Source organism: Microbacterium sp. 22242 (assembly GCF_052045495.1).
GTDB lineage: Bacteria > Actinomycetota > Actinomycetes > Actinomycetales > Microbacteriaceae > Microbacterium.
In genome coordinates this window covers 25,370-33,246 of sequence record NZ_JBQEOZ010000023.1, presented here as the reverse complement: position 1 = coordinate 33,246, position 7,877 = coordinate 25,370, and the positions used below count along the sequence as shown (strand labels likewise).

At 59.0% G+C, this 7,877-nt stretch carries 3 protein-coding genes and 3 rRNA genes; 4 read left to right on the top strand and 2 right to left on the bottom strand.

All coding sequences use genetic code 11. The features are described 5' to 3' along the window. The first annotated feature begins 602 nt into the window (after window positions 1-602). The 3 genes from ACTJJZ_RS17185 (at window position 603) to rrf (ending at window position 5,872) form a co-directional block, all read left to right on the top strand. Window positions 603-2,127 (top strand): 16S ribosomal RNA (locus ACTJJZ_RS17185). A 416-nt stretch (window positions 2,128-2,543) separates the two neighbouring features. Continuing rightward, window positions 2,544-5,647, top strand: a 23S ribosomal RNA gene (locus ACTJJZ_RS17180). 108 nt (window positions 5,648-5,755) lie between these two features. Further along, window positions 5,756-5,872, top strand: a 5S ribosomal RNA gene (gene rrf / locus ACTJJZ_RS17175). The 16S, 23S and 5S rRNA genes sit together here, the layout of an rRNA operon. Before the next feature lie 324 nt (window positions 5,873-6,196). On the opposite strand, the gene ACTJJZ_RS17170 is transcribed toward rrf, so the two are convergent. After that, a complete protein-coding gene (locus tag ACTJJZ_RS17170; RefSeq protein ID WP_440722406.1) occupies window positions 6,197-6,595 on the bottom strand; it encodes a hypothetical protein in 399 nt (132 codons plus the stop codon). 222 nt (window positions 6,596-6,817) lie between these two features. Between ACTJJZ_RS17170 and ACTJJZ_RS17165 the strand changes: the two genes are divergently transcribed. After that, window positions 6,818-7,306, top strand: a complete 489-nt coding sequence (locus ACTJJZ_RS17165; RefSeq protein ID WP_440722405.1) for an FBP domain-containing protein — start codon at window positions 6,818-6,820, stop codon at window positions 7,304-7,306. 57 nt (window positions 7,307-7,363) lie between these two features. Here the strand turns inward: ACTJJZ_RS17165 and ACTJJZ_RS17160 are convergent, their stop codons facing one another. Continuing rightward, a complete protein-coding gene (locus tag ACTJJZ_RS17160; RefSeq protein ID WP_440722404.1) occupies window positions 7,364-7,711 on the bottom strand; it encodes a hypothetical protein in 348 nt (115 codons plus the stop codon). Window positions 7,712-7,877: the final 166 nt, after the last annotated feature.

Sequence of the window (7,877 nt, the reverse complement as noted above, 5' to 3'; positions counted from 1 at the left end):
CGACACGCCCGGGCGGGCGCCGCGATTTGCCGGAACCCGGGGATCCGCGTAACTTATTACTTGTTCGCCCCAAGCGGTAGAGCGAAGGGCCGGAAGGCCTGACTCCCCAAGCGGCGAACAACCGCCCACCTCCTTCTCCGGAAGCTGGTTCCTCTTCGCAGGTTCGTCCTGCGGCGGGGTCGAGCGCGTGCGCTCGAAATGGTGGCCGTCCGCCAGGATCGTCGATTTGACAGACTGGCCGGGAGGGCTAAGCTTGAGAAGTTGCCTCGGAAACGAGACAGCGGATCTGGTCCAAACCTCACGGCGCGTCGATTTGACAGCCTGAGCGACACGGATAAGATAGAGAAGTTGCCCTGAAGGGAAGGCTGAGAGGCCGGAACGCAGGAGCATCCGATCCTTGAGAACTCAACAGCGTGCACTTGTCAAATGCCAATTTATTCCTCGTTCCGGTCCTTTTTGGGCTGGTTTGAGAAATTCCTTTGGATCAAAGACCAACTCCTTTTTTCGGGGTTGGCATTCGGATGAAGTCAGTTGATTTTGTCTCTTTGGTCAGTTTCAAACTCGCAGGTCGCTGGTTTTCCCTGGTGGTCCTGTTTTTTTCTTTTACGGAGAGTTTGATCCTGGCTCAGGATGAACGCTGGCGGCGTGCTTAACACATGCAAGTCGAACGATGAACCCGAAGCTTGCTTTGGGGGATTAGTGGCGAACGGGTGAGTAACACGTGAGCAACCTGCCCCTCACTCTGGGATAAGCGCTGGAAACGGCGTCTAATACTGGATACGAACTGGAACCGCATGGTTACTGGTTGGAAAGATTTTTTGGTGGGGGATGGGCTCGCGGCCTATCAGCTTGTTGGTGAGGTAATGGCTCACCAAGGCGTCGACGGGTAGCCGGCCTGAGAGGGTGACCGGCCACACTGGGACTGAGACACGGCCCAGACTCCTACGGGAGGCAGCAGTGGGGAATATTGCACAATGGGCGGAAGCCTGATGCAGCAACGCCGCGTGAGGGATGACGGCCTTCGGGTTGTAAACCTCTTTTAGCAGGGAAGAAGCGTGAGTGACGGTACCTGCAGAAAAAGCGCCGGCTAACTACGTGCCAGCAGCCGCGGTAATACGTAGGGCGCAAGCGTTATCCGGAATTATTGGGCGTAAAGAGCTCGTAGGCGGTTTGTCGCGTCTGCTGTGAAATCCCGAGGCTCAACCTCGGGTCTGCAGTGGGTACGGGCAGACTAGAGTGCGGTAGGGGAGATTGGAATTCCTGGTGTAGCGGTGGAATGCGCAGATATCAGGAGGAACACCGATGGCGAAGGCAGATCTCTGGGCCGTAACTGACGCTGAGGAGCGAAAGGGTGGGGAGCAAACAGGCTTAGATACCCTGGTAGTCCACCCCGTAAACGTTGGGAACTAGTTGTGGGGTCCTTTCCACGGATTCCGTGACGCAGCTAACGCATTAAGTTCCCCGCCTGGGGAGTACGGCCGCAAGGCTAAAACTCAAAGGAATTGACGGGGACCCGCACAAGCGGCGGAGCATGCGGATTAATTCGATGCAACGCGAAGAACCTTACCAAGGCTTGACATACACCAGAACACCGTAGAAATACGGGACTCTTTGGACACTGGTGAACAGGTGGTGCATGGTTGTCGTCAGCTCGTGTCGTGAGATGTTGGGTTAAGTCCCGCAACGAGCGCAACCCTCGTTCTATGTTGCCAGCACGTAATGGTGGGAACTCATGGGATACTGCCGGGGTCAACTCGGAGGAAGGTGGGGATGACGTCAAATCATCATGCCCCTTATGTCTTGGGCTTCACGCATGCTACAATGGCCGGTACAAAGGGCTGCAATACCGTGAGGTGGAGCGAATCCCAAAAAGCCGGTCCCAGTTCGGATTGAGGTCTGCAACTCGACCTCATGAAGTCGGAGTCGCTAGTAATCGCAGATCAGCAACGCTGCGGTGAATACGTTCCCGGGTCTTGTACACACCGCCCGTCAAGTCATGAAAGTCGGTAACACCTGAAGCCGGTGGCCTAACCCTTGTGGAGGGAGCCGTCGAAGGTGGGATCGGTAATTAGGACTAAGTCGTAACAAGGTAGCCGTACCGGAAGGTGCGGCTGGATCACCTCCTTTCTAAGGAGCATCTGGAGGCTTCGGTCTTCCAGGCGCCGGGTCGAGACCGAATGTGTCTTGCCGGTTAGCTCATGGGTGGAACATTTGACATGGCATCAGCGCAGCTGATCTTCGTTAGTACGTCGGGCCTTCGGGTCTGGTGGGAACGTGGGGATGGGTGAGCGGGGTGCCTGCACGCTGTTGGGTCCTGAGGGACCGGATGTGATCTTCGGATCGCAGCTGTTCCTCGGGCTCTTCGCCGCCGGTTTTGTGCTGGTGGGGATGAGCACCGCCCGTACTTTGAGAACTACACAGTGGACGCGAGCATCTTCGAGACGATCTTCGGATTGTCTCGTTTTGATGATCTTAAAGATCATTAGTCAATTTCGAACCGGATCCTTCGGGGTTTGGTTCCGATTCTTGATGAACTCATGTGATTTCAAGTCTTTAAGAGCAAACGGTGGATGCCTTGGCATCTGGAGCCGAAGAAGGACGTAGCAATCTGCGATAAGCCTCGGGGAACTGATAAGCGAGTTTTGATCCGAGGGTGTCCGAATGGGGAAACCCCGCTGGGCGGCGTGCCGACCTAGTGACTCCCGCCTGAATATATAGGGCGGGTAGAGGGAACGTGGGGAAGTGAAACATCTCAGTACCCACAGGAAGAGAAAACAACATGTGATTCCGTGAGTAGTGGCGAGCGAAAGCGGATGAGGCTAAACCGGGTGTGTGTGATAGCCGGCAGGCGTTGCATGCTCGGGGTTGTGGGACTTTTTGGATTGTTCTGCCGAACTTTCAGCGTTACAAGCAGGTATAGACGAACGGTTTTGAATGGCCGGTCATAGAGGGTGCGAACCCCGTAGTCGAAATGCCTGGCTTGGCGTGAAGAGTATCCCAAGTAGCACGGGGCCCGTGAAATCCCGTGTGAATCTGTCAGGACCACCTGATAAGCCTAAATACTCCCAGATGACCGATAGCGGACAAGTACCGTGAGGGAAAGGTGAAAAGTACCCCGGGAGGGGAGTGAAATAGTACCTGAAACCGTTTGCTTACAAACCGTTGGAGCCTCCTTAGTAGGGGTGACAGCGTGCCTTTTGAAGAATGAGCCTGCGAGTTAGCGATACGTGGCGAGGTTAACCCGTGTGGGGTAGCCGTAGCGAAAGCGAGTCTGAATAGGGCGATTCAGTCGCGTGTCCTAGACCCGAAGCGAAGTGATCTATCCATGGCCAGGCTGAAGCGACGGTAAGACGTCGTGGAGGGCCGAACCCACTTAGGTTGAAAACTGAGGGGATGAGCTGTGGATAGGGGTGAAAGGCCAATCAAACTTCGTGATAGCTGGTTCTCTCCGAAATGCATTTAGGTGCAGCGTTGCGTGTTTCTTGCCGGAGGTAGAGCTACTGGATGGCCGATGGGCCCTACAAGGTTACTGACGTCAGCCAAACTCCGAATGCCGGTAAGTGAGAGCGCAGCAGTGAGACTGTGGGGGATAAGCTTCATAGTCGAGAGGGAAACAACCCAGACCACCATCTAAGGTCCCTAAGCGCGTGCTAAGTGGGAAAGGATGTGGAGTTGCTGTGACAACCAGGAGGTTGGCTTAGAAGCAGCCACCCTTGAAAGAGTGCGTAATAGCTCACTGGTCAAGTGATTCCGCGCCGACAATGTAACGGGGCTCAAGCACGCCACCGAAGTTGTGGCATTGACATTAATGGTAGGCCTTCGTGGTCCAGCCGTGTTGATGGGTAGGAGAGCGTCGTGTGGCGGGTGAAGCGGCGGAGTGATCCAGCCGTGGACGCCACACGAGTGAGAATGCAGGCATGAGTAGCGAAAGACGTGTGAGAAACACGTCCTCCGAAAGACCAAGGGTTCCAGGGTCAAGCTAATCTTCCCTGGGTAAGTCGGGACCTAAGGCGAGGCCGACAGGCGTAGTCGATGGACAACGGGTTGATATTCCCGTACCGGCGAAGAACCGCCCCAGTCAATCCAGTAGTGCTAAGTATCTGAATCCCTGCGACCGGATCCTTCGGGTGATGGCGTGGGGCCTAGCGTACGACCCCATTCTGGTGCGGCTAGCGTATTAACAGGTGTGACGCAGGAAGGTAGCCCAAGCCAGGCGATGGTTGTCCTGGTGCAAGTGCGTAGGCCGAGAGATAGGCAAATCCGTCTCTCATTCAGGCTGAGACACGATGCGGATGAAAAGTGGGTGATCCTATGCTGCCAAGAAAAGCATCGACGCGAGGTTCTAGCCGCCCGTACCCCAAACCGACTCAGGTGGTCAGGTAGAGAATACCAAGGAGATCGAGAGAATCGTGGTTAAGGAACTCGGCAAAATGCCCCCGTAACTTCGGGAGAAGGGGGGCCATCCACTTATACCGCCTTGCGTGGAAAAGGGTGTGGTGGCCGCAGAGACTAGTGGGTAGCGACTGTTTACTAAAAACACAGGTCCGTGCCAAGTCGCAAGACGATGTATACGGACTGACGCCTGCCCGGTGCTGGAAGGTTAAGAGGACGGGTTAGCTTCGGCGAAGCTCAGAATTTAAGCCCCAGTAAACGGCGGTGGTAACTATAACCATCCTAAGGTAGCGAAATTCCTTGTCGGGTAAGTTCCGACCTGCACGAATGGCGTAACGACTTCCCAACTGTCTCAACCGCGAACTCGGCGAAATTGCATTACGAGTAAAGATGCTCGTTACGCGCAGCAGGACGGAAAGACCCCGTGACCTTTACTACAGCTTGGTATTGGTGTTCGGTGTGGCTTGTGTAGGATAGGTGGGAGACTTTGAAGCGGTGACGCCAGTTACCGTGGAGTCATTGTTGAAATACCACTCTGGTCACTCTGGATATCTAACTTCGAACCGTGATCCGGTTCAGGGACAGTGCCTGGTGGGTAGTTTAACTGGGGCGGTTGCCTCCCAAAAAGTAACGGAGGCGCCCAAAGGTTCCCTCAACCTGGTTGGCAATCAGGTGTCGAGTGTAAGTGCACAAGGGAGCTTGACTGTGAGACTGACAGGTCGAGCAGGGACGAAAGTCGGGACTAGTGATCCGGCAGTGGCTTGTGGAAGCGCTGTCGCTCAACGGATAAAAGGTACCTCGGGGATAACAGGCTGATCTTGCCCAAGAGTCCATATCGACGGCATGGTTTGGCACCTCGATGTCGGCTCGTCGCATCCTGGGGCTGGAGTAGGTCCCAAGGGTTGGGCTGTTCGCCCATTAAAGCGGTACGCGAGCTGGGTTTAGAACGTCGTGAGACAGTTCGGTCCCTATCCGCTGCGCGCGTAGGAAGTTTGAGAGGATCTGACCCTAGTACGAGAGGACCGGGTTGGACGAACCTCTGGTGTGCCAGTTGTTCCGCCAGGAGCACCGCTGGTTAGCTACGTTCGGGATGGATAACCGCTGAAAGCATCTAAGCGGGAAGCCGGCCTCAAGATGAGACTTCCATACCTTCGGGTGAGAGGCTCCCAGCCAGACTACTGGGTTGATAGGCCAGATGTGGAAGCGCAGCAATGCGTGCAGCTGACTGGTACTAATAAGCCGATGACTTGATAACACACCGTTCCTGGTGCTTGCGTCCACTTTGTGGTTCTCGACGTACGGTCGAAACCGCGAACACATCAAACATTCATGTTTGTGCTTGTTCGAGACACGTCAATAGTGTTTCGGCGGCCATAGCGTGAGGGAAACGCCCGGTCACATTCCGAACCCGGAAGCTAAGCCTCACAGCGCCGATGGTACTGCAGGGGGGACCCTGTGGGAGAGTAGGACACCGCCGGACTTCCTTTACCAGAAAGGCCACCCAAAGCAGGGTGGCCTTTCTGCATTTCAGGGTCTGAATGATTCAAGGCCGCCCTCACGGGCGGCCTTTTTCGTGCCTGCCCGGCCCGCGACCTCCGCCGCTCCGCGGCGGGATTCGCGTGCCCGCGCAGGACGACGCGCCCTCTGCGCAGGACCGCGGGACCCCCGCGGATCGGGCATCGACGTGACGGGCCGTCGGGGTTAGCCTTGCGTCAGACGGGTCGTTCTCCCGCCTTCCGCTGACGAAGGAGCTTGCGATGGACGCGATGATGATGGACTCGATGAAGGGCATGATGGGCGACGCTCAGGCGATGGATATGTCCCTGATGCAGGCCTGCATGGACGCGTGTTCCGCGTGCGAGCAGGCATGCACGGTCTGTTCCACGCAGATGATGGACTGCTCGCCGGCCTGCATGAACTGCGCCGACATGTGCAACACGATGATGCGCTCGATGATGCGCATGCAGGGCATGACGCCGGCGGTGATGATGTCGATGCTCGACGCCTGCATGGCGATGTGCCAGCTCTGCATGGACATGTGCATGCCGCACGAGAACCACAGCGAGGTCTGTCGGATGTGCGCGGCCGCCTGCAAGGCATGCATGGATGCGTGCATGGCGATGCGCAGCTCGATGATGGCCGCCTGACACCGGCTCAGGGCCCGGTTCGGCCGGGCGACGTAGAATCGAGACATGCTCGTCACGCGGAGCACCCTCGCGGTGCCGAAGGAGGTCGCCGGCGCTTTCCGTGCCGGCGGCAGAGGCTGACGTCCACCGGCGATGACGATCGCCGGTGATCTGTCGTGCCCGAGAGCGGGTAACCCCTCGGGTGTCGTCCGGCGGTGCGTCCGCCGGCCCTCTCGCCGTCGACACACCGTCCGGCGCCCTTCGTATCGTGACGCCCCTCGCGGGCAGAGAGCACAGACATGCTTCCCATCGATGAGCGCACCATCCGCGCATCCTTCCTCAACGCCTCCCGCAAGGAGGCCGCCTCGCTGACCCTGCCGCCGGACTTCGCCGACGTCGACTTCGAGGCGCTCGACTTCCTCGGCTGGCAGGATCCGAAGATGCCCCGCCGCGCCTACGTCGCCGCCTGGAGCGGCGACGGGTCGGCCGTCGCGGTGCTGCTGCAGCCGGCCGAGCAGCGCACGCTCGCCCGCGCGCAGTGCTCGTGGTGCGAGGACGTCACCCTGCGCAACGACGTGCAGTTCTTCGCGGCCCGCAAGGCCGGCCCGGCCGGCCGCAACGGCGACACGATCGGCACCCTGGTCTGCGCGAACTTCGCCTGCTCGGCGAACGTGCGCCGGCTGCCGCCGCTCGCCTACGAGGGCTTCGACCGCGAGGCGGCACGCGATCTCAGGATCCTGCGCCTGCAGGAGCACCTGCAGGGCTTCACCCGCGAGCTGCGGTCCTGACGATCACGGGGCGAGGCGTGGCCGGCGCGAGCCGGTCTGCCTTGCGCCCGTGCCGGCTCAGACGCGTGCGACGTTGTAGCGCAGCGTGCCGACCGCGAGCACGTCCCAGCGGGTGTGCAGGGCGACGGGCTGACCCGGCTCGACCTCGAGCGATGCGCCGCCGGCGTTCCAGAGGGTGAGCTCCTCGCCGTCGAGCGTGTGCAGCAGGATCTCTCCCGTGCCACGGTCGGCGTGCACGACGAGCGCATCGGCCCAGCCGGTCGTCGTCGCGGCGGCGAGCCGGGACTGGATCAGGTGCAGGGCGTGGCCGGGCGCGAACGAGGAGCAGACATCGCCGTGGTCGCACATGCACGCCGCACGTCCACGCACCTCGGCGGGCGAAAGACGGATACGGGGCGTGTCCACGGTGGTCTCCTCACAGGATCGGTCCGTTCAGGCTACGGCCGGGTCGTCCGGAGGAGAAGGACGCGCGAAATCTGCCGACACACTGGCACGACCGGACCGGGGGCGGGGGCGATAACCCTTCGACAGGCTCAGGGACCGGGCCGGACCGTACCGGGGGCGGTGGGCG